This window comes from Mesorhizobium sp. B2-3-14 (assembly GCF_006442175.1).
In the GTDB taxonomy this organism is placed as follows: domain Bacteria; phylum Pseudomonadota; class Alphaproteobacteria; order Rhizobiales; family Rhizobiaceae; genus Mesorhizobium; species Mesorhizobium australicum.
Genome location: NZ_VFVP01000003.1, coordinates 524,871 through 549,912, shown reverse-complemented (window position 1 = coordinate 549,912; position 25,042 = coordinate 524,871). Strand labels below are relative to the sequence as shown.

At 64.1% G+C, this 25,042-nt stretch carries 26 protein-coding genes and 1 tRNA gene; 12 read left to right on the top strand and 15 right to left on the bottom strand.

What is annotated here, in order from left to right; genetic code table 11:
* The gene (locus FJ950_RS11565; RefSeq protein WP_140616868.1) at nt 1-891 is read right to left on the bottom strand and encodes a DMT family transporter; all 891 of its coding nucleotides are present in this window, start codon (nt 889-891) and stop codon (nt 1-3) included.
* Between the two features lie 99 nt (nt 892-990).
* Here FJ950_RS11565 and FJ950_RS11560 point away from each other — a divergent pair, with 99 nt between their 5' ends.
* A complete protein-coding gene (locus FJ950_RS11560) occupies nt 991-1,476 on the top strand; it encodes a MarR family transcriptional regulator (protein WP_140616867.1) in 486 nt (161 codons plus the stop codon).
* 4 nt (nt 1,477-1,480) lie between these two features.
* Here the strand turns inward: FJ950_RS11560 and FJ950_RS11555 are convergent, their stop codons facing one another.
* Genes FJ950_RS11555 through FJ950_RS11540 form a run of 4 tightly spaced genes read right to left on the bottom strand, consistent with a single transcriptional unit; the run spans nt 1,481 to nt 3,899 of the window.
* A complete protein-coding gene (locus tag FJ950_RS11555) occupies nt 1,481-1,906 on the bottom strand; it encodes a DUF1178 family protein (protein WP_140616866.1) in 426 nt (141 codons plus the stop codon).
* On the bottom strand, nt 1,903-2,781 hold the full coding sequence (locus FJ950_RS11550; protein ID WP_140616865.1) for a carbon-nitrogen hydrolase family protein: 879 nt from the start codon (nt 2,779-2,781) through the stop codon (nt 1,903-1,905). Before FJ950_RS11550 ends, FJ950_RS11555 begins: the two co-directional genes overlap by 4 nt.
* A 10-nt stretch (nt 2,782-2,791) precedes the next feature.
* Nucleotides 2,792-3,061 carry a glutaredoxin 3 gene (grxC, locus tag FJ950_RS11545; protein ID WP_127280365.1) on the bottom strand — a complete coding sequence of 90 codons (270 nt, stop codon included), beginning with the start codon at nt 3,059-3,061 and terminating at the stop codon, nt 2,792-2,794.
* Between the two features lie 25 nt (nt 3,062-3,086).
* Nucleotides 3,087-3,899, bottom strand: coding sequence for a ComF family protein (locus tag FJ950_RS11540; RefSeq protein ID WP_015315592.1), 813 nt, complete (start codon nt 3,897-3,899; stop codon nt 3,087-3,089).
* A 66-nt stretch (nt 3,900-3,965) separates the two neighbouring features.
* On the opposite strand from FJ950_RS11540, the gene FJ950_RS11535 reads away from it, so the two are divergent.
* Nucleotides 3,966-4,838: a methyltransferase domain-containing protein gene (locus FJ950_RS11535; protein ID WP_140616864.1), complete on the top strand. Its 873-nt coding sequence runs from the start codon at nt 3,966-3,968 to the stop codon at nt 4,836-4,838.
* A 20-nt stretch (nt 4,839-4,858) separates the two neighbouring features.
* Here FJ950_RS11535 and FJ950_RS11530 read toward each other — a convergent pair whose 3' ends face one another.
* The 5 genes from FJ950_RS11530 to argJ all read right to left on the bottom strand — a co-directional run bounded on the left by FJ950_RS11530 (nt 4,859) and on the right by argJ (nt 8,039).
* Entirely contained in the window at nt 4,859-5,038 is a 180-nt protein-coding gene (locus FJ950_RS11530; RefSeq protein ID WP_140616863.1) for a Flp family type IVb pilin, read from the bottom strand.
* A gap of 110 nt (nt 5,039-5,148) precedes the next feature.
* The gene (locus tag FJ950_RS11525; protein ID WP_015315589.1) at nt 5,149-5,463 is read right to left on the bottom strand and encodes a hypothetical protein; all 315 of its coding nucleotides are present in this window, start codon (nt 5,461-5,463) and stop codon (nt 5,149-5,151) included.
* Nucleotides 5,464-5,584: 121 nt separating this feature from the next.
* Complete coding sequence (locus tag FJ950_RS11520; RefSeq protein ID WP_140616862.1) at nt 5,585-6,007, bottom strand: (deoxy)nucleoside triphosphate pyrophosphohydrolase; 423 nt, start codon at nt 6,005-6,007, stop codon at nt 5,585-5,587.
* 8 nt (nt 6,008-6,015) lie between these two features.
* Nucleotides 6,016-6,768, bottom strand: coding sequence for a GNAT family N-acetyltransferase (locus FJ950_RS11515; protein WP_140616904.1), 753 nt, complete (start codon nt 6,766-6,768; stop codon nt 6,016-6,018).
* 29 nt (nt 6,769-6,797) lie between these two features.
* A complete protein-coding gene (argJ, locus tag FJ950_RS11510) occupies nt 6,798-8,039 on the bottom strand; it encodes a bifunctional glutamate N-acetyltransferase/amino-acid acetyltransferase ArgJ (RefSeq protein ID WP_140616861.1) in 1,242 nt (413 codons plus the stop codon).
* A gap of 221 nt (nt 8,040-8,260) precedes the next feature.
* Here argJ and FJ950_RS11505 point away from each other — a divergent pair, with 221 nt between their 5' ends.
* The gene (locus FJ950_RS11505; protein ID WP_140616860.1) at nt 8,261-8,860 is read left to right on the top strand and encodes a TetR/AcrR family transcriptional regulator; all 600 of its coding nucleotides are present in this window, start codon (nt 8,261-8,263) and stop codon (nt 8,858-8,860) included.
* Nucleotides 8,861-8,921: 61 nt separating this feature from the next.
* Here the strand turns inward: FJ950_RS11505 and FJ950_RS11500 are convergent, their stop codons facing one another.
* The gene (locus FJ950_RS11500) at nt 8,922-9,857 is read right to left on the bottom strand and encodes a peptidylprolyl isomerase (RefSeq protein WP_140616859.1); all 936 of its coding nucleotides are present in this window, start codon (nt 9,855-9,857) and stop codon (nt 8,922-8,924) included.
* Between the two features lie 261 nt (nt 9,858-10,118).
* Here FJ950_RS11500 and secA point away from each other — a divergent pair, with 261 nt between their 5' ends.
* Nucleotides 10,119-12,851: a preprotein translocase subunit SecA gene (gene secA, locus FJ950_RS11495; protein ID WP_140616858.1), complete on the top strand. Its 2,733-nt coding sequence runs from the start codon at nt 10,119-10,121 to the stop codon at nt 12,849-12,851.
* Nucleotides 12,852-12,907: 56 nt separating this feature from the next.
* Here secA and FJ950_RS11490 read toward each other — a convergent pair whose 3' ends face one another.
* On the bottom strand, nt 12,908-15,493 hold the full coding sequence (locus tag FJ950_RS11490) for an AAA family ATPase (protein ID WP_140616857.1): 2,586 nt from the start codon (nt 15,491-15,493) through the stop codon (nt 12,908-12,910).
* A 213-nt stretch (nt 15,494-15,706) separates the two neighbouring features.
* Here FJ950_RS11490 and FJ950_RS11485 point away from each other — a divergent pair, with 213 nt between their 5' ends.
* The 5 genes from FJ950_RS11485 (at nt 15,707) to FJ950_RS11460 (ending at nt 20,022) form a co-directional block, all read left to right on the top strand.
* Nucleotides 15,707-15,979, top strand: coding sequence for a DUF4242 domain-containing protein (locus tag FJ950_RS11485; RefSeq protein ID WP_023770749.1), 273 nt, complete (start codon nt 15,707-15,709; stop codon nt 15,977-15,979).
* Nucleotides 15,980-16,405: 426 nt separating this feature from the next.
* Nucleotides 16,406-16,903 carry a hypothetical protein gene (locus FJ950_RS11475; RefSeq protein ID WP_140616855.1) on the top strand — a complete coding sequence of 166 codons (498 nt, stop codon included), beginning with the start codon at nt 16,406-16,408 and terminating at the stop codon, nt 16,901-16,903.
* A gap of 61 nt (nt 16,904-16,964) precedes the next feature.
* Nucleotides 16,965-17,162, top strand: a complete 198-nt coding sequence (locus tag FJ950_RS11470; protein ID WP_140616854.1) for a DUF1127 domain-containing protein — start codon at nt 16,965-16,967, stop codon at nt 17,160-17,162.
* 179 nt (nt 17,163-17,341) lie between these two features.
* On the top strand, nt 17,342-18,742 hold the full coding sequence (locus tag FJ950_RS11465) for a lipopolysaccharide biosynthesis protein (RefSeq protein ID WP_140616853.1): 1,401 nt from the start codon (nt 17,342-17,344) through the stop codon (nt 18,740-18,742).
* The gene (locus FJ950_RS11460; protein ID WP_140616852.1) at nt 18,742-20,022 is read left to right on the top strand and encodes a GNAT family N-acetyltransferase; all 1,281 of its coding nucleotides are present in this window, start codon (nt 18,742-18,744) and stop codon (nt 20,020-20,022) included. The genes FJ950_RS11465 and FJ950_RS11460 overlap by 1 nt, the downstream gene beginning before the upstream one ends.
* Before the next feature lie 201 nt (nt 20,023-20,223).
* Here FJ950_RS11460 and FJ950_RS11455 read toward each other — a convergent pair whose 3' ends face one another.
* The gene (locus tag FJ950_RS11455) at nt 20,224-21,759 is read right to left on the bottom strand and encodes an FAD-dependent oxidoreductase (protein WP_140616851.1); all 1,536 of its coding nucleotides are present in this window, start codon (nt 21,757-21,759) and stop codon (nt 20,224-20,226) included.
* A gap of 47 nt (nt 21,760-21,806) precedes the next feature.
* On the opposite strand from FJ950_RS11455, the gene FJ950_RS11450 reads away from it, so the two are divergent.
* Nucleotides 21,807-22,274, top strand: coding sequence for a MarR family transcriptional regulator (locus FJ950_RS11450; protein ID WP_015315575.1), 468 nt, complete (start codon nt 21,807-21,809; stop codon nt 22,272-22,274).
* A gap of 469 nt (nt 22,275-22,743) precedes the next feature.
* Here FJ950_RS11450 and FJ950_RS11440 read toward each other — a convergent pair.
* Nucleotides 22,744-22,828, bottom strand: a tRNA-Leu gene (locus FJ950_RS11440).
* 179 nt (nt 22,829-23,007) lie between these two features.
* Here FJ950_RS11440 and FJ950_RS11435 point away from each other — a divergent pair.
* Nucleotides 23,008-23,592 (top strand): YqaA family protein, encoded by a 585-nt coding sequence (locus tag FJ950_RS11435; RefSeq protein ID WP_015315574.1) that lies wholly within the window; start codon nt 23,008-23,010, stop codon nt 23,590-23,592.
* An 85-nt stretch (nt 23,593-23,677) separates the two neighbouring features.
* Nucleotides 23,678-24,196, top strand: coding sequence for a disulfide bond formation protein B (locus tag FJ950_RS11430; protein WP_140616849.1), 519 nt, complete (start codon nt 23,678-23,680; stop codon nt 24,194-24,196).
* Between the two features lie 280 nt (nt 24,197-24,476).
* Here the strand turns inward: FJ950_RS11430 and FJ950_RS11420 are convergent, their stop codons facing one another.
* Nucleotides 24,477-25,034, bottom strand: a complete 558-nt coding sequence (locus tag FJ950_RS11420) for an HNH endonuclease (protein WP_006328497.1) — start codon at nt 25,032-25,034, stop codon at nt 24,477-24,479.
* Nucleotides 25,035-25,042 lie beyond the last annotated feature (8 nt).

Here is a 25,042-nt window from a genome sequence, read left to right as displayed (position 1 = left end):
TCAGGCTTTCTGGCTCTGCGCCTTGGTGGTGATGAACACGCCCGCGGTGATGATGACGGCGCCGACCCAGGTCAGCAGTTGATAGTGTTCACCAAGGAAGATCGTGCCGGCAAACAGTCCGACCGCTGCCGCGACATAGCCGATCTGGCTGAGATAGACCGGACCGCCAACCGCCTGCAGCCGGAAGAAGAAAGCAAACATCGCCGATGCCGAGGCCATCTGCGCCACGACGATGAGCGGCACGGCGCCAAGCTGGACGAAGGCCTTGCCTCCGAGCAAGGTCAGGATGCCGACGAGCAGCATCGCCGCGGACGCCAGATGGCTGCCGACCGCGAGTTCGATCGGACCGGTTCCTTCCGGCCAGTCGATGGTGCGGTAGATGTTGCCGGCGGCAAGGCTGACCGGGATCAGCAGTCCCATTATCACCCAGAACAGATCGGCCGGCTGGCCGGCCTCGCCGCGCGTCACCGCCACCATGACGGCGCCGACGAAGCCGACGGCGATGCCTGATACGCTCAGCATGTTGGGGCGCCGGACGCCGAGCAGGATCGAAAACACCAATGTGATCACCGGCGACAGCGTGAACATGATGCCGGTGTAGCCGGCGCCCAGATGCGGAATGGCCGAAAACATCAGGAGATTGGGGACGGCATAGGACACTGCCGCGGTGACGAAGAAATAGCGCAGTTTGTGCGGGGTGAGCCGGATGCGCTGACCATGCGCCAGGAGCACGCACAAAAGCACGCCGCCAGCGCCGAGCGAGATGACAAAGGCCCAGACCATGGCCGGCGCGCCGGCCGCCGTGGCGAGCTTGCCGAAGGGCAGCGTCAGGCCCAGCAGGCCGCCGGTGACAACCAGCAGGCCGAGCGCCGAATCCCAGAGATATTTCATGATGGAACCCTATGGGTGCACAGCCTCTTGGCCGGCGTTGACTATTGAGATAAGATAATGGAAAGATTCTTAACGTCAAGATACATTATGGTGAGATAGATGGACCGCGCTGGGAAAGCCATCGAGCAATGGCGGCGGGAACGGCCGGACCTGGATGTGTCGCCGATGGCCGTGATCGGGCGCTTGAATGAGGTCTCCTCGCTGATAGCACGCGATCGCCTCGCTCCGCTGTTTGCCCGTTTTGGACTGCAGGCGGGAGAGTTCGATGTATTGGCGACGCTGCGCCGCTCCGGCTCGCCTTACGCGCTGACCCCGACAGCGCTCTACGAGGCCACCATGGTGACCTCCGGCGCCATGACCAACCGGCTCGACCGGTTGGAAAAGGCCGGATTGATCCTGCGTGCACCGCACCCCAACGATCGGCGCGGCATCGTCGTGCGGCTGACCGAAAAGGGGCTCGCCTTGATCGACGAGGCCGTTGCGGCCCATGTGGCGAACGAGCACCAGATCCTGTCCGGCCTGACACAGACCGAACGGGAAACGCTTTCGCACCTGCTGGAAAAGTTGATCGGCAGCGTGAGCTGATCGCTCAGTTCCGGTCGCCCGGAAACACCGGGATCGGCATGAACTCGACACCGTCCTCGGCCAGGCCCTTGGCCTCTTCCAGCGTCGCCTCGCCATAGATGCCGCGCGCATCGGTTTCGCCGAAATGGATCTTGCGCGCTTCCTCGGCGAACTTGTCGCCGACATAGTCGGCGTTTTCGCGCACCTTCTCGGCCATCGCCTTCAGCTGCGCCAGCGCCTGCTTCTGCGCCTCGCCCATGGCAAGCGCTATGGTTTCCTGCTTGCGGGCCGTGGAAACGGCCGGGGCCATCAGCGCCTTCCCGACCTTGTGCGAGCCGCAGCTGGGGCAATCGACAAAACCGCGCTTCTTCTGCGTGTCGAAATCGTCATTGCTGCGAAACCAACCCTCGAACTCATGCTCGTTTTCGCAGATCAGGGAAAAGCGGATCAAGATGCGGCGCCCCTGAGACGCGGCCCCTCGCCGGTATTGATGGTGAAATCCCGCGCATTCCTGAGATTGGGGATCTTCTTGCGCGCGGCAAGCGACTGCGCCGGGTCGATCTCCGCGACAATCACCGCTGGCTCGTCATGCGCGGCTTCGGCGATGATGCGGCCCCACGGATCGACGATCAGCGAATGCCCATAGGTCTCGCGGCCGTCCTCGTGCAGGCCGCCTTGCGCGGCGGCGACGACATAGGCGCCGTTCTCAATGGCGCGTGCCCTGAGCAGCACATGCCAATGCGCTTCGCCGGTCTGGCGGGTGAAGGCCGCGGGCACGGTCAGCACCTCGGCGCCGGCCATCGCTTCGGCACGGAACAATTGCGGAAAACGCAGGTCGTAGCAGACGGCAAAGCCTAGTTTCGCATCGTTGATCGGAATAACGACGGCTTCGGTCCCCGGCTCATAGGCGGCGGATTCGCGCCAGCTTTCGCCGTTATCGAGGTCGACGTCGAACATGTGGATCTTGTCGTAGGTGGCGAGCGTCGCGCCATCGGGCCCGAACAGGAGCGCGCGGTTGGCGAGCTTGCCGTCGGCGCGCAGTATGGCGGTCGAGCCAACGTGCAGGAAGATGCCAAGCTCACTGGCGAGCTTCCGCGCGGTTGCGACAACGATGTCCTTGTCCTGCGAGGTGAAGGAGGCGGCACGCGCTTCCTTGTCGCGGATCAGTGCACCGGTCATCTCCGGCGTCTGGATATAGGTCGCGCCCTGGCCCGCGGCCTCGCGCACCAGCCGCTCCATATCGGCCGCATTGCGCTCGGGGCTCTCGCCTGAACGCATCTGCACTGCCGCCGCCTTGAAAACACCCGCCGTCTTGAAAACACCCATTGTCATACCCTCAAATCGACGAGCCGTTGGCGAGCAGTTTGTCCAGTCGGCCTTCTGCCTCCAGATCATGGAGGTCGTCGCAGCCACCGACATGTGTGTCACCTATGAAAATCTGCGGAAAGGTCGTGCGCCCGTGAGCCCGCGACATCATCTCCTGGCGCAGTTCCGGGGAGAAGGAAGCGTCGTGCTCGGTATAGGCGACGCCTTTGCGCTCCAGCAACCGCTTGGCCGCCGTGCAGTAGCCGCACATCATGCGCGTATAGATCGTGACATCGACCATGACGAATTCCGCTTCCGTTGCCGACTTATATAGTCACGGACTCGTCCGCCCGGAAGTCCCCCGGCAACACACGGGCAAAGGTGAGCACGTCGACGGCGGCCGCACCTCCCCTTTTCAGCGCCTTGGTGGCGGCACGCACGGTGGCGCCGGTGGTGTAGACATCGTCGATCAGAAGCACCCTGCGGCCGGCAATCTCGATCTCGGCCTCTGCCGGCACGCGAAAGGCGGCGCGTACGTTTTCCTCGCGCTCCTGCCGCTCCAGTCCGACCTGCTGGCGGGTGAGTTTCACGCGCCGCATGGCGGAGGGCGAGAAAGGCAGCCCGCTGAGCTCGCAAACCGCGCGCGCCAGTTCCGCCGACTGGTTGAACCGCCGCCTGAAAAAACGGCGCCAATGCAGCGGCACCGGCACCACCACATCCGCGTCGGCGATGAGCTCGGCGCCCACACGGACCATCCAGCGCGCCATCCAGGGTGCGAGATCCGTGCGGTCCTGGTATTTCAGCCCTTGCACCATCTGGCGGGCAACGCCGGAGTAGACGACCGCGGCCCGTGCCCGTTCGAAGGGCGGCGGATCCGCGATCGCCTCCGCCGACAGAAAACCATCGCCCATGTGATGGGTGAACGGCGTGCCCATCACCGGACACCAGGGCCGCTCCAGCAGCCGCAGCTTCGGCCAGCAGCCGCCGCACAACACACCGGGCTGCGAGACCTGCCGGCGGCAACCGGCGCAGACCGGCGGAAACAGGATGCGCGCCGGCCAGCCCAGAGCCGACCGTGCAGCAGACCCGGCCAGCTTCCTGATCTCGACGGACTTGATCTTGGGCATCGGATCGGCCACGTGATTGGTTCCTCGGCGCCACCAATACCAATCACATCAAGGCGCCGACATACAAGGATCAATCCCTTGCAGCCTATAATGGACACCTCTCTGTGGCTGGCGCACAAGCGGCGCGCGCTCATCCGCCCGGTTGACGGCGCCGACTTCCTCATGCGCCGTGCCGCCGAGGATCTCGCCGACCGGCTGGGCGCCGTCGAGCGAAAGTTCGCCAAGGCGGCGGTGCTGTTTTGCCAGACATCGGCCGCGGCCGATGTCCTTGCGCGGAGCGGCAAGGTGGCGGATCTCGCCCGTGTCGAGACGGCCGCGGCTTTCCTGAACGGTGCCGCCGGCCTGATTGCACCGCCGGAGACCGTCCCGTTCGAGCCGCAAAGTCTTGATCTGGTGGTATCGCTTTTGTCGCTGCAGGCGATGAACGACATCCCGGGCATGTTGATCCAGATCCGTCGCGCGCTGCGGCCGGACGGACTTTTCCTCGGCGCCTTCGCAGGCGCCGGCACGCTTGCGGAACTGCGCGAAAGCCTGCTTGCCGCCGAGACAGAGCTCTACGGCGGCGTCAGCCCTCGCGTCATCCCGTTCACCGACGTACGCGATGCCGGTGCGTTGCTGCAGCGCGCCGGTTTCGCGCTGCCGGTCGCCGACGTCGAGACGGTGACGGTGCGCTATGCCAACCTGTTTGCCCTGATGGCGGATCTGCGTGCCATGGGCGAAACCAGCGCGCTGGCCGATCGCAGCCGGCGGCCGGGCACGCGCCAGCTGTTTGCCCGCGCCGCGGAAATCTACGCCGAACGCTTTTCCGACCCCGACGGTCGTATCAGGGCAAGCTTCTCGACGGTCTGGATGTCCGGCTGGGCGCCCGATGCATCGCAGCAAAAGCCGCTGAAACCCGGTTCAGCCAAGGTTTCGCTGAAGACTATACTGGAGGGACCTGATGGGCATTGACCTGTTCGCAGGCACCAGCCTCATTGCGCAAAGGCGTTGGCAAGCCTGCTGGAGTTGTCGCTGAACAGCCAGGTCAGCGAGTTGAAGACCTGGCCGATACCGCCGATGATCGTCAACGATAGCACGGCGATGATCAGACCGTATTCGACGACCGTGGCGCCGTTTTCGTCCTCCAGAAAACGCAGCAGCACTGTTTTCATGACCTCGATCCCCGTTGCCAAAACTTTTACCGCGGATCTGTTAAGAAAGGTTAACGGCAAAGGCTTAACAGGCGGTGAAGTCGCCGACCGTCGGAAATGTCCTGGCCTTGTCAGCAGTCTCCACTGCTTTTGCCATCGGAACGGATAATGCAGACGCCTCCCGGATCGGCCTGCAGCACGCTGCGGCGTACCGTATAGGTGCTGCGATGGCTGATCGAACCGGTAGCCGTCATGTCCAGGCCGGGGAAACCGTCGCGGGCCGTTTGCGAACGCGCCTGGCTGTCGAGGAAAGGGGTCGCGATCAACGCCAGCGCCACGGCGGCCGATCCGAACAGCAGCGTGAGGCGCAGGACGCCCATGCCCGCGTCAGCGACACGAAAGCCGCGCTCGGGCCGGATCGAATCCCAATCCCTGTCCAGGCTCATTCTATCGCTCCCCAGCGAAATGACGGCGGCCGCACGAAAAAACGGCCATGCATCAATTTTTCATGATGAGATAAATCTTCCATTAACGCTGGCTGATATGGACGGTGGTCCAATCAAATCCTCAAAGGAGATCGATCAGGAAGGGGATCAATGGCGCATCGGCCGGCGGCATCGGATAGTCGCGCATCTGTTTGGGCCGCACCCATTTCAGCGCCTGCCCTTCCCTTGGCTGGGCGATGCCGCGGAAGCGGCGGCAGACAAAAAGCGGCATCAGCAAGTGGAAGTCGTCATAGGAATGGCTGGCGAAGGTCAGCGGCGCCAGGCATGGGATCTCGGTCTCGATACCGATCTCCTCCTGCAGTTCACGGATAAGGCATTGTTCCGGCGTCTCGCCGGCCTCGACCTTGCCGCCGGGAAACTCCCACAGGCCGGCGAGTTGCTTGCCTTGCGGCCGCTGCGCCAGCAGCACCCGACCATCGGCATCGACCAGCGCGCAAGCGGCGACCAGAAGCAGGCGCTTGCCGCTGGATTTCACATCATTCATGCCCGACTTCACCCATGAACAGCGGGCCGGCGGTAGTGATAGCGATAGACTTCCTCGAAGCCGAGCGCGCGGTAGAGCGCCAGCGCCGGCGCGTTGCCGGCCTCGACCTGCAGCCAGGCTTCCCGCGCGCCGCGCAGCCTCGCCCATTTCAGCGCCGACAGGATCAGGTTGCGGCCGTGGCCCTTGTTGCGCGCCGCCTTGTCGGTAGCGACCTCGAACAGGCCGGCTAGATCGCCGTCATGCACGCAGATCAGCGTCGCCAGCGGCTCCGTCCCATCCTCGAGTGCGAACAGCCCGGCTTCAGGCTGGATAGCGCCGATGATCTCCGACAGGCCCGGCCGCAGCGATACGTCCGAGCCGCTGACCTTGAGCAATGCGCCGATAAAGCGGCTGATATCCTTGAGCGGGATCTGGTCCATGGCGGCGTCGAGTTGCGCATCGGCCAGCGGCAGCCGCATGACCAGCGATTCGTCGAACCGGCTCCAGCCCTCCTTGTCGAGATGACTGGCAAGATCGGGACCCGACAATGGCGACATGCGGAACGTCAGCGGCCGGCCGTACGCGTCGAAACGGCGGCTCGCGCGGCCGATGCGGTCGGCGATGTGCTGGATGTCGCCGGGATCGAGCGGATTGACCGAGTTCAGCCGCTTGGCCGGATGACCGGCGGTCAGGCGCACCACCCAGGTGCCGTCATAGTGGACGGCGGCCGCGGGCCAGGCGCGAAAGCCGGCCGCCTCATAGCGGCGCACGGTCGCGAGCATGCTTGCGGGATGACGCGAAACCAAGGCGATCAGCTCCGGTAGTCGCCATTGATGGCGACATATTCCTTGGTGAGATCGCAGGTCCACACTGTCGCCTTGCCGCGGCCGATGCCGATATCGGCGCGGATGCGGATGTCGTCGCGCTTCATATAGGCCGAGGTCTTTTCTTCCGAATAGCTGGGGTCGCGCTCACCCTCATGCGCCAGCCTGTTGTCGCCGAACCAGATCGACAGCCGGTCGCGATCCGCGGGCTCGCCGGCCTTGCCGACGGCCATGACGACGCGGCCCCAATTGGCGTCCTCGCCGGCGACCGCCGTCTTGACCAGCGGCGAATTGGCGATCGACAGCGCGATGCGTTTGGCCGAGCGGGCCGACTTGGCCCCGGTGACGGTGACCTCGACCTGCTTGCGGGCGCCCTCGCCGTCGCGCACCACCTGCAACGCCAGCGACTTCAGCACCTTGCCGAGCGCCCGGCGGAACTGACCAAGGCGGGCGTCCCTGGGATCGGTGATCTCGGGCGCGCCGCGCCTTGCCGCCTTGCCGGTGGCAAACAACAGCAGCGTGTCGCTGGTCGAGGTATCGCTGTCGACGGTGACAGCATTGAACGTCTTGGCCGTGCCGCGCGACAACAGGTCCTGCAGGACAGGAGCCGCGATCGGCGCGTCGGTGGCGATGAAGGACAGCATCGTCGCCATGTCGGGCGCGATCATGCCGGCGCCCTTGGAAATGCCATTGATGGTCACATCGGCGTCGCCGAGCTTGACCGTCGCCGTCGCCACTTTCGGATACGTATCCGTGGTCATGATGGCCTTTGCCGCCTCTGTCCACAGGTCCGGCTTGCCGTCGCTGACCAGCCCGGCGAGCAGATGGCTGAACTTGGCCGTGTCGAGCGGTTCGCCGATGACGCCGGTCGAGGCCAGGAAAACCTCGCCTGCCGTGCAGCCCGCGGCCTTCGCCGCCGCTTCGCCCGTCAGAGCGGTGGATTCGCGGCCCTTCTGCCCGGTGAAGGCGTTGGCGTTGCCGGAATTGACGACCAGCACCCGCGCCTTGCCCGAGCCAAGGTTCTGGCGGCAGAAATCAACCGGCGCCGAGGGACATTTCGACCTGGTGAACACGCCGGCGACCGCGGTGCCTGCATCGAACACCATGGCCAGCAGGTCGGTGCGGCCCTTGTACTTTATCCCTGCTTCGGCGGTGGCGATGCGCACCCCTTCGATTTCTGGCATTTTGGGGTATTTCTTCGGCGCAAGCGGGGAAATCGTCGTGGACATTCAGACCTCGGGCGGGAAAATCGCAAGGGAAGGCCGGTTTGCCCGATACGGCGAGCCGGTGCAAGCGCGTTTTCGTCGCTCCCGCGGAGGGCAAACCCGTTCAGGATCAAGCTTGCATTTCAAATCTGTTGGCGTCGCCGGGGTCCGTGGCGCTATGATCTTCCACATTGGCAGGCGGGATCACTTATCGTTGCCAGCGAATTGAAACGAGGACGACAGGCATGGCCGAGGAGGCGGATACGGCGCGCAGATCGATCGGTGCGCGGCGCAATCCCGACAGCGCGGACGCCATTCTGGAGGCGGCCGAGGCAGTGCTGGTCGAAGGCGGCTATGCCGGCTTCTCGATCGAGGCCGTGGCGCGCCGCGCGCGCGCCGGCAAGCCGACCATCTATCGCTGGTGGCCAAGCAAGGCGGCATTGCTGCTCGAAGTCTATCAGCGCCAGAAACGCGTCGACATCCCAGACAGCGGAAGCTTGGAAGAAGACCTCGTCGGCTTCCTGAAAAACCTGTTCGCGCATTGGCGCGACACGCCTTCGGGCAGCGTGTACAGGTCGCTGATTGCCGAGGCGCAATCGGACGAGACCGCCGGCGCGGCGCTCGCCGGCTATGCCACGGGGCGCCGGACTCACAACAGCCAGATCGTGGACCGCGCCAAGGCAAGGGGTGAGATTGCCGACGATATCGATTCAGAGGTGGTCGCCGATCTGATCGGGTCCTTCGCCTGGAAGCATCTTTTGACCAACCGTCTCGACGTGGATGAAGCCACGATACGAACCGCTGTTGGCTATGTCACGCGAGGCATCGTCACGCCCAAGCGCTAAAGAACGGCAAAAAATAGGCGCGGCGAGCTATCACTCGCCGCGCCGTTCCTGATTGCGTGTGTTACTTGGCGCTTTCCAGCGTGTCGACGGCCTTCTTCAGATTGGCGTCGGGAATCTCGACCTTGGCGCCGGCGCGAAGCGACTTGACCAGCGCGAAATACTTGTCGCGGATGACCGCCTGCTTGGCCTGGTCCTTGACGTCGTCGAAGGCCGGCGGCTGCTTGGCGCGCTTGTCCTCGAGCTTTATGACATGCCAGCCGAACTGCGTCTGCACCGGCTCCTTGGTGTATTTGCCGACCTCGAGCGCGAAGGCCGCCTTGTCGAACTCCGGCACCATCTGGCCAGGTCCGAACCAGCCGAGATCGCCGCCATTGGACTTGCCCGAGGGATCGCTGGTGTGCTCGTTGGCGAGCTTCTGGAAATCGCCGCCGCCGTCGAGCTGCTTGATGATCGCCTCGGCCTCTTCCTTCGTCTTCACGAGGATGTGACGGGCATGCAGCTCGTTGACCGGCGGCGTGTTGGCGATTTCCTGGTCGTAGCGGGCGCGAACCTCGGCGTCGGTGACCTTGTCGACCACACCCTTCTCGACCATCTCGCCATGCAGCGCGCGCTGCTGCAGGAAAGCCATGCGGCGCTGGAAGTCAGGATCCTTGTCGAGACCGTCGGTGACCGCCTTGGCTGCCATGACGCGGATTTCGATGGCCGCCGAAAGTGCCGCGGCGCGGCGCTGCTCGGGCGGCAACTGCGCGAACTGCTGCGACAGCTCGCCTTCGGCAAGCACCAGATCCGCTTCGGTCAAGGGCTGGCCGTTGACGGTGGCGATCACCGTATTCGGGTCGACCGGCGCTGCGGCCGGGGCAGCCGCATCCGCCGGCGCGGCGGGGGCGGCCGGAGCGGGAGCGGTCTCCTGCGCCGTGACAGGCGACAAGCAAAGAGCCGACAGGCCGAGGGCCAGGCCAAGGCTGGCAAGCGACGCACGGCTGAACAACAAGGACATAAGGATGACTCCGGTCAGGGATTGTAGGGAGGGTGGCTTCCAGATCAGCCAGATTGTGGCGGAATTTGGCGCGACCGGCAGGGCCAGCGCGGCGTTGACATCAGTTGAGCCCCCTCTTATCTGTCCATCGACTTGGCGTCCAGAACCGTTTTCCGGGCGCTTTTTGTGTTTGCCCGTATTCAGGCGGTGCGTTCACGTGGATGTGATGGGGCCGGCCGGCGCCTGTCTCAAGATTGAGAATTCTATCGAAAGGACCATTGGATGGTCAGTCTCGGCGGTCTCGCCCGTAAGGTTTTCGGTTCCTCCAACGACCGTCGGGTCAAATCGACCCGCCCCCGTGTCGAGGCGATCAACGCCATGGAAAACGAGATGCGGGCGCTCTCCGATGCCGAGCTTGCCGGCCGCACGGAAAAATTTCGCCAGGATATCGCCAACGGCGCCAGCCTCGACGATCTGCTGATCCCAGCCTTCGCAACCGCCCGCGAGGCCGCGCGCCGCGTGCTTGGCATGCGCCCCTTCGACGTCCAGCTGATCGGCGGCATGGTGCTGCACAATGGCGGCATCGCCGAGATGCGCACCGGCGAGGGCAAGACCCTGGTCGCGACGCTGCCGGTCTATCTCAACGCGCTCGCCGGCAACGGCGTCCATGTCGTTACCGTCAACGACTACCTCGCCACCCGCGACTCCGAATGGATGGGCCGCGTCTACAAATTCCTCGGCCTCTCGGTCGGCGTTATCGTCCACGGCCTGTCGGACGAGGAGCGTCGCGTCGCCTACGCCTCCGACGTCACCTACGCCACCAACAATGAGCTCGGCTTCGACTATCTGCGCGACAACATGAAGTACGAGCGCGCCCAGATGGTGCAGCGCGGTCACAATTACGCGATCGTCGACGAGGTCGATTCCATTCTGGTCGACGAAGCGCGCACGCCGCTGATCATTTCCGGTCCGCTCGAGGACCGTTCGGAAATGTACAACACCATCGACACCTTCATCATCCAGCTGCAGCCGCAGGATTATGAGATCGACGAGAAGCAGAAGACCTCGATCTTCACCGAGGAAGGCACCGAGAAGCTGGAGAACATGCTGCGCGATGCCGACCTGCTCAAGGGCGAGTCGCTCTACGACGTCGAGAACGTCGCCATCGTCCACCACGTCAACAACGCGCTGAAGGCGCACCGGCTGTTCCAGCGCGACAAGGACTACATCGTGCGCAACGGCGAGATCGTCATCATCGACGAGTTCACCGGCCGCATGATGCCCGGCCGCCGCTATTCGGAAGGCCTGCACCAGGCGCTTGAAGCCAAGGAACACGTGGCGATCCAGCCGGAGAACCAGACGCTTGCTTCCGTCACCTTCCAGAACTACTTCCGCCTCTACAAGAAGCTTTCCGGCATGACCGGCACGGCGCTGACCGAAGCCGAGGAATTCGGCAACATCTACGGTCTCGAAGTCACCGAGATCCCGACCAACCTGCCGGTCATCCGCAAGGACGAGGACGACGAGGTCTACCGGACGGTCGAGGAGAAGTACAAGGCGATCGTCAGGGAGATCCGCGAAGCCAGCGCCAAGGGTCAGCCGACACTGGTCGGCACGACCTCAATCGAAAAGTCCGAGCAGTTGGCCGAGCGCCTGCGCAAGGAAGGCTTCACGGATTTCGAGGTTCTCAACGCCCGCCATCACGAGCGGGAAGCGGCAATTGTCGCCCAGGCGGGCAAGCCCGGCGCCATCACCATAGCCACCAACATGGCCGGCCGCGGCACCGACATCAAGCTCGGCGGCAATGCCGAGATGCGCATTGCCGAGGAGCTGGGCGACATGCCGGAAGGCCCCGAACGCGAAGCGCGCGAAAAGGAAATCAATGCCGACGTCGAGCGCCTGAAGGAAAAGGCGCTGGCCGCCGGCGGCCTCTACGTGCTTGCCACCGAGCGCCATGAATCGCGCCGCATCGACAATCAGCTCAGAGGCCGCTCTGGCCGCCAGGGCGACCCCGGCCGATCGAAATTCTTCCTGTCGCTGCAGGACGATCTGATGCGCATCTTCGGCTCCGAGCGCATGGACGGCATGCTGCAGAAGCTCGGCCTCAAGGAAGACGAGGCCATCATCCATCCCTGGATCAACAAGGCGCTGGAAAAGGCGCAGAAGAAGGTCGAGGCGCGCAACTTCGACATCCGCAAGAACCTGTTGAAATATGACGACGTCTCCAACGACCAGCGCAAGGTGGTGTTCGAGCAGCGCATCGAGCTGATGGACGGCGAGGGCCTTTCGGAGACCATCGGCGAGATGCGCGCGGGCGTCATCGACGAGATCGTCGCCAAGGCCATTCCCGAAAACGCCTATGCCGAGCAGTGGGACGTCGCCGGCCTGAAGGCCGAGGTCGCCGAATTTCTCAATCTCGACCTGCCGATCGAGGACTGGGTGAAGGAAGAGGGCATCGCCGAGGACGACATTCGCGAGCGCATCTCTCAAGCCGCCGACGCCGCCGCACAAGAACGCGCCGATCGTTTCGGTCCCGAGGTGATGAACTATGTCGAGCGCTCCGTGGTGCTGCAGACGCTCGACCATCTGTGGCGCGAGCACATCGTCAATCTCGACCATCTGCGTTCGGTCGTCGGCTTCCGCGGCTACGCCCAGCGCGATCCGCTGCAGGAATACAAGAGCGAGGCGTTCGAGCTGTTCCAGGCGATGCTCGGCAATCTGCGCCAGGCCGTCACCGCGCAGCTGATGCGCGTCGAACTGGTCCGCCAGGCCGCCGAAGCGCCGCCGCCTGAAGCGCCCGACATGTTCGGCACGCATATTGACGGCACCACCGGCGAGAATGATTTCGAAGGCGGCGAAACGGCCCTTCTGGTACGCCAGGAAAGCGCCGCCATCGTCGCTCCCGAGGATCGCGACCCGAACAACCCCGCAACCTGGGGCAAGGTCGGCCGCAACGAAGCCTGCCCCTGCGGCTCCGGCAAGAAATACAAGCACTGCCACGGGACTTTCGCGTAAAGACCTGCAGGATCGGTGTTCCCCGGACTTCTAATCCGGGGGCGGCTCCCATATTGTCAGATCAGCCCGGAATCGCGCGCCGCGGCGGTTGCCTCGCCGCGCGAAACGGCGTCCAGCTTGCCCAGCACCGCTGAGACATGATGATCGACGGTCTTAGGTGAGATGGTTAGGTGCTCGGCGATTCTCTTGTTGGAGAAACCGCGCTCGATCAGGTGCAGAACCTCCATTTGGCGAAGCGTCAGGCCAGCGTGATTGGCGCGTGTGCTCTGCCGCGGTCCCCTGGCGATGTTATGGACGCCATTCTGCCGCATGACGGCGCGGACGTGCTGGGCCACCGGCCGGGCACCGAGCCCTTCGAATATGTCCAGGGCCAGGCGCAGCGCCGGCTCGTCGCCGTACAACAGGGCGAGCGCCCGTTCGAACGGAGCGCCCAGCCGGGCCCACAGCATCGCGGCACCACGCCAGTCGCCGGTGAGCAGCAGGCGATAGGGCTCCGCCATGCCGGTCGTGTCGCCAGGATCGCTTTCAGGTGACAAGAGCAGCCGCCAGACGGCCAACTCGGCGAACATCGCCCTCGTCGGCGACAGGCTTTCGGCCAGATCGATCAGGCGAAGTGCCTCTTCGGTGTCGCCTTGCCCGAGCCATGCCAGTTCGGCCATCGACGCCGTGTAGGGGACCAGCCGCTGCAGCTCCATTCCCTTGTCTAGGAACCGCTTCATTTCGTCCAGCAAGGGCGCGGCCGGATCGCCTCGTCTTATGCGCAATTTCGCCAGCGCGACCAAGGATGGGTAGCGCACCAGGGCCGTGGTCGCACTATCGTCGATGACGTCGTGAGCCATCGCGGCCGCATCGTCCCAAAGGCCGCGTCGCAAAAGCAATTGCGCCTGCACGCCCCGCATATAGTCGCGCCAGGTCGCGAGATCATTCTCGACGCAATAGGCAATGCCCCGGTCGAGAAAGGATTGCGCCCGGACAAGGTCGAGCTGATTCATTTCGGCGCAGGCGCAATTGGTGAAGCCGCGTGCGGCGTGCTCCTGGAAATTCTGCCCGAGCGCGATGTCAAGGCTGCGGGCGAGGTGCAGACGGCCCTTGGCCAGGTCAAGCCACTGCTCGGCGGAGCCAAGATTGTTGAGCGCATGACAGACTATCTCCGGCTTGTTCAACCGTTCGGCCAAACCGACTGCCTTGCAGCCGAGCAGCAGCGTCTCGTCGAGCTTCTCGGCCAGCATCGCCAGCTGCGAGAGATTGGAATAGGCCATGGCAAGCTCCGGACTGGCCGGCGCCTGTTCCAGCAATTCCACCGCCTGTGCCCCGAACAGGTCCGCCTGTTCTCGGTCACCCACCAGATAGGCGAAGCGCGACAGGCATCTGAGGCTGTCGCCCTCCCTGAGCGTGTCGCCCAACGCCTGCTGCAACCGCCGCGCCTGGCCCTGCGCCTCGATGGCCATATCGATGCGGCCGATCAGATGGCATTCAAAGGCATAGCCTTCGTAAAGCCTCGCCCGGTCGCCCATGGGCAGGCTGTCGGCGTGCCGCAGGGCGACCTCGTAATAGCCGGCCGCATCGCGATGCGCGCCGACGCGGGAAGCCTCGCGCGCCGCGAGCGGGGCAAGCTCGCGCACCGCTTCCAAATTCTGGGCCTCCACCGCATGGTGCACAAGTCTTGCGGTAGCCACCTCGACGTTTTCCTGCAATGCGGAAAGCGCGCGCTGGTTGAATTCGCGCCGATGGCTTGGCGTCAGCGCCATCTCGACGGCACGACGGGCGATCTCGTGGCGGAAGGCATAGCCATCGCCGAGATCGTCGAGCAGGCCGTTCGAGACACATTCCGCCAGCTGGCCCGCGCTGGCGACACCACAGAGGCCGCGCAGCGCCCAGATATCGGCGCGGCGTGGAAACACCGAGACCGCGTCGAGCATCGAACGCCCGCCCGGCGACAGGCGCTCGGCACGCGCCAGCACAGCGTCGCGGACGCTGGCCGGAGGGATCATCTCGCTTTCGGCAGCCAGCAACTCGGTGACGAAGAAGGCGTTGCCCGCGGTGGCGCGATAGATTGCGCTGCCGTCGCGGTTGGCGGCTTCTGCAAGCGACAACACCGCCGCTTCGCTAAGCAGCGGCACTTCGATACGCTGGACGTTGGCGGCCGGAATTTCACCGAGCACCCGACGCGCGCGCATCTGCCCTTCGCTGCGGTCGGTGCGTGCCGTGAACAGCACCAGCATATGCGTGTTGGCGATGCGTCGGCCCAGGAAACGGACGAAATCCAGGGTCGCGTCGTCGGCCCAGTGCATATCCTCGATGACCAGCAGGCCCGGCCGAGACCTCGCCTCGAAAACCTCGAGAGCGTCTGAAAACAGCGGCAGCCGCTGGCCTTGCCGGTCATCGATCGCGCGGGGCAATGCCCACTGCGCGTCCCGGGCCAGATCGTAGAGGGGTCCCAGCGGATCGGGGATCGACAGATCCTCGCAGGCGCTGCGGAATATGGAAACGTGCTGCCCAACACCGCTTACGAACGCCTCGACGAGTGCCGTCTTTCCGGCGCCGGCCTCGCCCAGCAATGCCGCCACGCGGCCGCGACCGCGCGCCGCCGCCGCGAGCAGTTCCTCCAACTGATCAAGTTGCGCCTGCCGCTCCAGAAGCATCGTTACTGGCCCATGAGTATCGTCGTCTGCCCCATCCCCCAGGATACCCACGCTTCGGTATCCGCAGTGTGGCTCCAAGATCGAACGTCGAAAACATAGGGAATCGTCCCGCGAAATATGGGGAAAGGCTCCGATGCGCGCTTTCGAAGGCCATGGTTTTTCTCCGACCGCGCTCATTTCGAGCGTGAATCAATCGTAAAAGGAAGCCATTCCATGCCTCGCTATCTGATCGAACGGACATTCCCCGACGGACTCAACCTGCCGATGAACGACATCGGCGCAACGGCGCTTGGCGGCATCATCATGCGCAATGCCGAGAAGGGGGTCACCTGGGTGCAGTCCTTCGTCTCGCCCGACAAGAGCAAGAGTTTCTGCATCTACGACGCCCCCTCGCCGGAGGCCATCCGCAGCACGGCGCAGAAGAATTCCCTGCCGGTGGACAAGATCACGGAGGTGAGGGTCCTGGACCCCTACTTTTATCGCTGATCCAATGGAGCAAGGATGGAGCCATGAGCGTGAAATTGTCCTGGGCAATGATAGTGGGCGGTTTTCCCTGTTGTTCCCTCCCGAAACGGCCGCCGGCATGGCGTTCGACCCTGCACCCCACCGGCGCGGTCTCGCATCGCGGATTGTCTCCGCGCTGCTATTGCCATTGCGAGGCCGGCGCGGGCGCCTGCCTCCGCAAGACGATTATTTGAGACGGGACGTCGGTCTGCCGGAGCACGAGATGCGGCGGGACTACTGGGAATACTGGTGGTGGCACCAATGAGACCGCGGTCCGGTTAGACGGGATGGACGAGGATCGAACCCGTCCCGTACTGCCAATCCCATACCGCGGGCGTCTGCAGCCAGGCCTGGCCTTGCTGGCCGGCCTGGGCGCCTGCGGATCATCAACAATCAATGGAGAACAAAATGAACGTCAATTTCTGGCGCCTTGCCGCGCTGTTCATCACGTCGATCGCTTCCACCGCCGCATCGGCGGGGAAGGGCAATCCGCTTGCCGACGAGGTGCGGGCGGCCAACAGCCGCTTCGCGAACGTCGCGGCGGCCACCGCCGAGGGCTATGCGCCGATTCCTTGCGCCAGTGGCATCACTGGCGGCGCCATGGGCATTCATTACGTCAATGGCGCCTATCTGAAGGACGATGCGATCGACCTCGCCAAGCCGGAGGCCGTGATGTACGAGCCGATGTCCGATGGCACGCTGAAGCTGGTGGCCGTCGAATACATCACCGCGAAGGGTCCGGCCTCGCTCGGAGGCCAGTTGTTCAACTTCAACAGCGCTCCCAACCGCTATGGCCTCGGCCCTTTCTACGAACTTCATGTCTGGGCCTGGAAGCAAAACCCGACCGGCGCCTTCGCCGACATGAACCCGAACGTCTCGTGCGACGCCATGAAAAAGGCCGACTGAGGGCACCCGGCCTGCCGGTCCAGTCCCGGCAGGCCTTTCGCGCGCATCGCGAGGAGAAATCATGCCCGAAATCGATGTCGTCCTGGCGAGGCCGCGCACCCGGCCTTCGCGCCTGATGGCCGTTATCGCTTGGCTTGCACACGGATGGCACCTGCGGCATGGCCGGCGTCGCTTGGAGGCCATGCCCGGTTTCATGCTGAAGGACATCGGTATCAGCCGTTGCGCGATCGACCATGTTGCAAGGCGCGGCGAGACGTGACGCCGGTAGACCTGACTGATTGACAAACGGCGCTGCGCCTGTGTCGCCTTTGCGGCACCCTCACCCGTTCGTCGTCGCTCGACCGTCGGCTACTACGCACGCCCTCCCACCCACGCTTTCTTAAGGTGTCTTCGCTACACCAAAGCCTGAAAAGAGGCGGAAAACGGAGAGAAATCGGGGTGCGCTTTTCCGCGGCCACGACTGCCGGGCGGTTCTTGCCGCAGCGTTTGGCGCTGCGCGTGGAGCCTTTGCTTGGCCGTCTGGACGCCGTGCTGTTCACCGCCGACGAACGCGGCGAGGCCGGCCGCATGTCGGTCATCGCCTTCTCCATCCGCATCGTCAGTGCCGTCATCGCCTTCATCAGCCAGGTACTGATGGCGCGTTGGATGGGTTCCTTCGAATACGGCATCTTCGTGCTGGTCTGGGTGACGATGGTCATCGTCGGCAACCTCGCCTGCCTCGGCTTCCACACATCGGTCATCCGCTTCATCCCCGAATACCGCGAGCGCGGCCTGATGGATGAATTGCGCGGCATCGTCGTTGCGAGCCGCCTGTTCGTGCTGATCGCCTCGACGGTCATCGCCGGGCTCGGCGCCCTCGGCGTCTGGCTGGCCGCGCCCTGGATCGAAAACTACTACGTGATACCGTTCATCCTCGGGGTCATCTGCTTGCCGATGATCGCGCTGTCGGATTTGCTGCAAGGGCTGGCGCGCGCCAATTCATGGGCGTTGTTCGCGCTGTCGCCGACCTACCTGATCCGGCCGGTGCTGATCCTGCTGTTCATGGCGCTGATGCTTTGGGCGGGCTACGCCGCCGACGCGCGGACGGCGATCTTCGCTTCGATCGCCGCTACCTACACCACCACGCTGACCCAGCTCATCGGGGTCACCCAGCGCATGGAAAGGCAAATTCCGGCCGGCCCGATGAAAGTGCATTTCGCGCAATGGTTCGTCGTCTCGCTGCCGATCTTCCTGGTCGAGAGCTTCTTCTTCCTGCTCACCAACGCCGATGTGCTGATGGTCGGCGCCTATATGGATCCCAATGACGTCGCCGTCTATTTCGCCACGGTCAAGACGCTGGCGCTGGTGCATTTCGTCTATTTCGCGGTCAAGGCCGGCGTCGCCCAGCGCTACGCGCAGTTCACCCATGGCGAGCCGCAAAAGCTTGCCGCCTTCGCCCGCGAGACGGTATCATGGACCTTCTGGCCCTCGCTGCTGATGGCGTTTCTGGTGCTGGCGCTGGGCGAGCCGATGCTGGTGCTGTTCGGCCCCGAATTCACGTCGGGCTATCCGCTTCTGTTCCTGCTCGTCTTCGGCGTCGTGGCGCGCGCCGCCGTTGGTCCCTGCGAAAGCCTGCTCACCATGAGCGGCAACCAGAATGTCTGCGCCGCCGTCTATGCCATGACACTGGCCTTCAACATCGGGCTCAACGTGGTGCTGATCCCGCTTTTCGGCCTTTGGGGCGCGGCCATGGCCACCGCCTTTGCCATGATCTTCGAGGCCGGCGCGCTATCCTTCACGGTCTGGCGCAAGCTCGGCATCGTCATGGCGATCTTCGTGCCAGCCAAAGGAGCCGCCTGATGGCCGCCATCCCTCTGCTCGAGGAAACCAGCGGCGGTCCCGCCGGCGCCATGGTGTCCGGCCTTGCCGGGCTGGCGCGCGACGCCGATCCCGCCCATATCGAGATCCTCGCCAACAACCGGCCCGAGCGCAAACTCGCCATCTACCCGGCGTCGGCCGGCTTCGACCTGGTCGAGGAACTGGACTATCTCTGCGCCCGCACGATCGAGCCGAACGTCTTCTTCAACCCGCGTTTCCTGGCGCCGGCCATGCCCCGGCTGGAAGATCGCGAGGTGCGCCTTGCCGTGATCCGCGACGGCGATGAATACCGCAACCGGCTGCGCCTGCTGGTGCCGATCTCGGTGGAACGGCCGGTGGTGCCGCTCGGCGTGCCGGTCATGCGCACATGGTCGAGCCCATTCGGCCCGCTCGGCACGCCACTGATCGACCGTGACGATCCGGTCGGCGTGGTCGAGGACTTCTTCTCGATGCTGTCGCGCCCGCATCTCAAGCTGCCGAAAGTCCTGGTCCTGCCCGACATCAGGCTCGACGGTCCGGTGTCGAGCCTGGTCGCCACCGTGGCCGAGACGCGTGGCCTGGCGCTGGTCACCACGGGCCAGACTTCACGCCCGGTGCTGGAGAGCGAACTCGACGGCGACGATTATCTCAAGGCTTCGCTGCGCGCGCACCACTATCGCGAATTCCGCCGCCTGAAGCGGCGCCTCGGCGATCTCGGCAAGCTCGAACATGTCGTGGCACGCGGCCCCGAGGAAATCCGCCACGCCATCGAGCACTTCCTGACGCTGGAGGCGTCCGGCTGGAAAGGCCGCGAGCGCACCGCCATGGCGATCGACCGCTTCCGCGCCGCCTTCGCCCGCGAGGCGGTGCACCGGCTCGCCGAACAGGACATGTGCCGCATCCATTCGCTGACGCTCGACGGCCGCACCATCGCTTGCCTGATCGTCTTCGTCGAGGCCGGCGTCGCCTACACCTGGAAGACGGCCTATGACGAGACGCTGGCCGCCTATTCGCCGGGCACGCTGCTGATGATCGAGGTCACCAGGCAGCATCTCGACGATCCCAACATCATGATGACCGATTCCTGCGCCGTGCCCGACCACCCGGTGATGAGCCGGCTGTGGAGCGAGCGCAAGCCGGTCGGCACATTGGTGATCGGGTTGACAAGGGACGCCGACCGTCTCGCCCGCCAGGCCGCCTCGCAGCTGCATCTCTACCGCGAAACCCGCAACATGGCGCGCCTGCTGCGCAACCGGATGAAGAGTTTGCTCAGACGGCGCTAGACCTGCGCTGGGGTGGGTGATGCAAAACCGTAGATTGGCGACAACCTGCCCGGTGGGTCGCGCTGCTGGTCGGCCTTGCAATCCCATTCAGAAATGTCCTCTGGCATGGCGGGCCTAGGACAGTCGAACGGCCGACATGCGTTCCAGCGGCTGTCGTGTCCGGGGACGGCCTCCGCAGGCCGTCCTGATCTCGCAAGTCCGTCATGTTGGTGCAACGTCGACCCTCCCGTTTGACTGAGAGCAGGCGTTCTCGGAAGGAAGTACCTTCGCCAGATAGTCACCGACCAGGGTGGAACTCGCGGCATCGAAAGTGGCGCCGACGTAGCCGTCCGGCCGGATGAGCAGGCAGCCGCCCTCGGCCAAGCTGAGCTGATTGGAGGGGTCGCGCAGTTCCGCGCCTTCGCCCACCGTGACCACTCGCAGGCCCGCGCGCGCAGCCACGATCGGCCAGTAGTCAGGGCTCGATAGAAGCAGAGTCCAGTGCGTGCCGGTCACCACGTCGAACAGACGGCGGGGCTGTCCAGCGGCGCCAGTTAGGGTCGCGTCCGGCATGCGCTCACCGGCCCGCCGGCCAATCGTCCGACCACCTCCGTCGTGAGAAAGTGATGAGTGGGGATAGCCGATGTCGAGCTGATGTGTGTCGCGGCCGCGCCGCATGCCGCCTTGTTCGCGCTGACGGTCGAGCAACTGGGTCGAAAGCCCCAGGACATCCGCCGCAACGGCGCGTCGCTCCTCCTCATAGGTGTCTAGCAGCGTTGCGGGGGCGCCGGCCAAGACTGCGGCCAATTTCCAACCGAGATTGTAGGCGTCCTGAACGCTGGTGTTGAGGCCCTGTCCGCCCGTTGGCGGATGGATATGCGCGGCGTCGCCGGCTAGCAAAACCCGTCCGACCCGGTAGCGGTCAGCCAGACGCGCGTTCATCGCGTAGGCGGATGCCCAGGCCACCGACTGAACATCGATGTCGCTACGGCCAGTCCGCTCGGCGATCATCCGCGTCAATCCATCCGCGGAAAGGTCAGGCTCGCCGTCCAGCGGGATCGGCGCCTGCAGCTGGAACAGGTCCGTGCCGGCGAGCGGGCAGATCATGACGAGCCGCTCCATGTCGCCGTCATTGAACTGGTGCCAGGCAGCGCGGTCGAGTCCGCTCAGATGGGCATCCGCCACGATAGCACGGACACCCAGCGTCTTACCGGGAAAGTCGATGCCGAGCGCACTGCGGATCGAGCTGCGGCCACCGTCAGCACCAACCAGATAGCGCGTATGGACCCGCTCCTCGCCGCCAGACGACTTGAGGCGGGCGCCGACGCCATCATCGTCCTGCTCGAAGTCGATCAATGCGGTGCCGAACTCGACACGATGGCCCAGCTCCGCGAGGCGCTCGCGCATCACGCCCTCTGTAAGGAACTGCGGGATCATGAGCGCGATGAAATAGGGGACGTCGGGCGAGGGTTCGGGCGCTTCGAAAACTGCCTTTTCGTCATAGCCGCCGTCGTTGCGATACTCCCTCATCGGCGGATAGACACCGCCGGCTGCCATGATGCGGTCGATTATGCCCAGATCCTCGAACACCTCCTGCGTGCGTGGCTGCAAGCCCTTGCCGCGCGAGCCGGCGAAGGGACGTTCCATCTGCTCAACGATGCGGAACAACACGCCTCGCCTCGCCAAGTCGATTGCAAGCGTCAGCCCGGCTGCTCCCGCGCCGCAGATCAGGACGTCAATTTCAGCTCGCTCTTCCATTTTCGGCTCCAATGTGCATAATGCACATATTAAAGGGAGCCAAGCCGGTGTCAATAAAGAAAGTGCATAACGCACATATTAAAGTGTTGTTGCCCGAGCTGCATCGCTCGCTGATTGACATCGTCACCATCATGAACCGACCCGAGCGGGATGTGGAATTGCTCACCAAGGCGGGCCTCACGCTCGAGCGTGCCCTCTTCCCGCTGCTCGTTCTTGTCGAGAGACTTGGCCCGATCGGCGTTGTCGATCTGGCTGGCCGCGTCGGTCGCGATTACACGACCGTCAGTCGACAGGTGTCACGACTGGAGGAGCTGGGACTGGTCACGCGGCGCTTGAGCGCTGCTGACAAGAGAGTTCGCGAGGCCGTTGTCACACCGCAGGGAAAAGCGGCGACGGACGCGCTGGATGCGGCGCGGGAGCAAATAGCCGTTGCGAAATTCGCCGACTGGGACCGCAAGGACTTCGACGATCTAGTCCGCTTGATGCGAATGCTCGTCGATACGATGAAGGATTAGACCATAACCAACAGCAAGTGTCGCACTTTGCAAGGATCGACCTGCGCTCTCACTCAGTAATATGTGTCTTATACACACGTCTGATGAAAAGTGCAGCAGGCGCGACATGTCTGCTTACGCTGCACTTTCTCGACAGAAGCGAGCGGCTGAAACCGGCGCGCGCCTTGTTGTCGCCCATCACAGCGTGCCGAACGGAACGGCGAAGCGCTGGTTGGCGCGTTCGTCCGCCTTCGCCGACCGCGCCGGCGTCGATCGGGGAAAGGCCGCGGCCTGGGCAGAAATGGCCGGCCGTTTGCCGCTGCTTTCCGGCGCCGAAGAGGATCTGCTTTGCGAGGCCGGGTTCTCGGATGTCGAGCTTCTTCTATGCCGCCTTCTCGTTCCGTGGCTAAGTGGCGACGGCAAGCATGGCCTGAGCGCCTCCCGCGATAGCTGCCCCAACATGGCTAAGCTTTGCTCTGATTTTGAAGGATGGTGCCCCTAGCCGGGATCGAACCAGCACTCCTTGCGGAACTCGATTTTGAGTCGAGCGCGTCTACCAATTCCGCCATAGGGGCTCAGGCCGCGCGGCCTGGATGGGCGCGGACTATACGGTCGGAGGCCTGTTCGTCAACAGGCCAATTTCCAAACCAGCCTCTGCCGCGACCAGACGGCACCTTTCCAATTTGTAAGACCGCAGCCATTGTGCAGCGCGAAAAACCTTTCTAGACAGACGGGCCGTTCCATAGGAGAGCCGATGCTTCGCGGACTGTATGACTGGACCCTGTCGCTGGCGGCGCGCAAATCCGCCGAATGGTGGCTGGCCTTCATCGCTTTCGTCGAGAGCTCGGTGTTCTTCATACCGGCAGACGTTCTGTTCCTGCCCATGGCGCTGGCGCGCCCCGAACGCGCCTATCGCTACGCGCTGACCGCCACCGTTGCGTCCGTGCTGGGCGGCATCGCCGGCTGGCTGATCGGCTACTATGCCTACGACACAATAGCACGGCCGATCCTGGAGCACTTCGGCGGCCTTGCCACGTTCGAGAAGTGGCAGTCTTCCGGCACCGGGCTAATGCTGGTGCTGCTCGTCACATCCGGCGTTGCGCACCTGCCGCCGATCAAGGTGGTCACTATTCTGGCCGGCGCGCTCCACATCAACCTTGTTGTCTTCATCGTCTCGGCCATCATCGCGCGCGGCGCCCGCTTCCTGCTGCTGGCGTGGCTTTTGCGCCGCTATGGCGAGCCAATCCGCGAATTCATCGAAAAGCGCCTGGGCCTGATCGTCGGCGCCGCCGCGGTCGCCCTGATTTTGCTCTATATCCTGATCAAATACGCCCTCTGAGGTTTGATGCTTAAAACCGCGCAACGGTTTTGGCAGCGCGGCGAGCAGACTTTGCGGACGGCGAACACAACGGACGAAAGACGCCATGACAGCGACCATGAATGCCGATACCGGCCACCAGCGGACACGCGCGGCCCTGTTTCTCGCCGTCGCGATGGCCGCGACCGTTGGCTCGGCGCTCGGCTTCCAGCACATTGGCGGCTACATCCCCTGCCACCTCTGCCTGGAACAGCGCACGCCGTATTACATCGGCGTGCCGTTGATGGTGCTGGCGGCGATAGCGTCGATGCTGCGCGCACCCGCATGGCTGACGCGCGGCCTGTTGGCCATTGGCGGCCTCCTGATGCTGTACGGGCTCTATCTCGGCGTCTATCACTCCGGCGTCGAATGGGCCTGGTGGCAGGGTCCTGCCGATTGCACGGCGGGCGCCGGACCGGTCGACACCGGTGGCAAGGGCGTCCTCGACGCGCTCGACAAATTCGTGCCGCCCTCCTGCGACAAGGCCGCCTTGCGCATTCTCGGCCTGTCGCTGGCCGGCTGGAACGCCATTGCCAGCCTTATCCTCGCCGCCGTCGCCTTCCGTGGCGCGCTGGCCCGCGATTGACGCGTCAGTCGGCACGAAGCAAAACTCGCGCTGCCCTGCATGGCTGGTTTGAGAAGTCGGCGCCGCCCCTCATTGTCCTGCCGGACATTTCTCCCCGTATAGTGACGGGGAGAAAGATGCCGTGATCAATGGTTTCGCCAATCATCGACGCTGCAGAACGGGTGCCGGCGTCGCGGACATCTCCCTTCTCCCCGTCACTATACGGGGAGAAGGTGGCGGCAGCCGGATGAGGGGCAGCGCCGGGATCGACAATTTGCGTGGCTGACCGATCGCGTCGAACTCAAGGCTCCAGTTCGACATCCCAGTAGAGATAATCCATCCAGCTTTCATGCAGATGGTTGGGCGGGAACAGGCGGCCGTTATTGTGCAGATCATGCACCGTCGGCTGAAACGGCTTCTGCAGCGGCCACATCTTGGCGTGAGCCGGCATCATGCCGCCCTTCCTCAGATTGCAGGGCGAACAGGCGGCCACGACATTCTCCCATGTCGTGGCGCCGCCACGGTGACGCGGGATGACATGGTCGAAGGTCAGGTCCTCGGGGGTACCGCAATACTGGCACTGGAAACGGTCGCGCAGGAAGACGTTGAAACGGGTGAAGGCCGGATGCCTGGACGGCTTCACATAGGCCTTCAGGCTAACCACGCTCGGCAGCTTCATCGAGAAGGTCGGCGAGGATACGGCGTGCTCGTATTCGGCCACGATGTTCACCCTGTCGAGGAACACCGCCTTGATGGCGTCCTGCCAGGACCAGAGCGACAAGGGGTAATAGCTGAGCGGACGGTAATCCGCATTCAGCACCAGCGCTGGAAGCCCATCCGGAGATACGGCAACCGTCACCTTGTTGA